The following is a 1,016-nucleotide window of genomic DNA, read 5'->3' on the forward strand; positions in this document are numbered from 1 at the left end:
ATTTGAGCGTCTCCCGCGGCCGCCCATTCAGCTGCGTGGCCACCGTATCAAGTTCTTCCTAGGTGTGCAAGGACAGGTCGGTGCCCTTCGGGAAGTACTGGCGCAGCAGGCCGTTGGTGTTCTCGTTCGAGCCGCGCTGCCATGGTGAGTGCGGGTCGCAGAAATACACGGGAATACCCGCGCGGACGGTGAAGTCGGCGTGCCGGGCCATCTCCTTACCCTGGTCCCACGTAACGGAGTTCCGCATGAACTCGGGCAGGGTCTCCATCTTCTTACCCAGCAGGTAGGCGACCTTCTCTGCGTTGCGGTCGTACGGTATCCGCACCAACATCACGAACCGGGTCGTGCGTTCGACCAGCGTGGCGATCTGGGACTTGTTGCCCTTCCCGATGATGAGGTCGCCCTCCCAGAATCCGGGGACGGCGCGGTCCTCGACCTCCTTCGGCCGCTCGCTGATGTTGACCATGCCGACGATGCCGCCCCTGGTCGACGTGCTACGCGACAGGTTGACCCGCCTGGTCCGGCCCTCGCGTAGCGCGATCTTCAGCTCGGTCCGCAGCTCACCGCGGGCCTGGAGATAGAGGCACTCGTAGATCGTTTCGTGGCTCACGCGCATGCTCTCGTCGTCGGAAAGTCCGTGCGCAGTCTCCTGCTGATCTGCTTCGGTGACCACCTCTCAACCAGGCCGGCGTTCACCGCGTCGTGCAGCTCCCTCGACGCGACGAGTTTCCGCTCCTTCGGGCGGGCGCACATCACGTCACACCGCGCCTGCGCATCCACCCGCCCGATACGCCGCCGCGCTGCCGTTACGCTCGATCTCCCGGGAGATCCCCGAATGATGACGACCGAGCACCGCGGCGATATGCCGAGCCGAACGCCCCTGACTCAACTCCCGCGAGATAATCTCGCGGTCCTCCACCGTCAACCGCGCCCGAAGATCCATCCACCATCCAGCCCCTCGACGCCATTACGATCATTCTATCGAGGCGTCGCTACGACCGTTTGACGCCGCCGGG

General features: G+C 64.6%; 2 protein-coding genes. Both read right to left on the reverse strand.

What is annotated here, in order from left to right; all coding sequences use genetic code 11:
- Window positions 1-58 precede the first annotated feature (58 nt).
- Window positions 59-673, reverse strand: a complete 615-nt coding sequence (locus tag MXD58_RS25445) for an IS30 family transposase (protein ID WP_308302043.1) — start codon at window positions 671-673, stop codon at window positions 59-61.
- Between the two features lie 84 nt (window positions 674-757).
- Window positions 758-943, reverse strand: a complete 186-nt coding sequence (locus tag MXD58_RS25450) for a helix-turn-helix domain-containing protein (RefSeq protein ID WP_250610213.1) — start codon at window positions 941-943, stop codon at window positions 758-760.
- Window positions 944-1,016 lie beyond the last annotated feature (73 nt).

This window comes from Frankia sp. AgKG'84/4 (assembly GCF_023242965.2).
Taxonomy (GTDB): domain Bacteria; phylum Actinomycetota; class Actinomycetes; order Frankiales; family Frankiaceae; genus Frankia.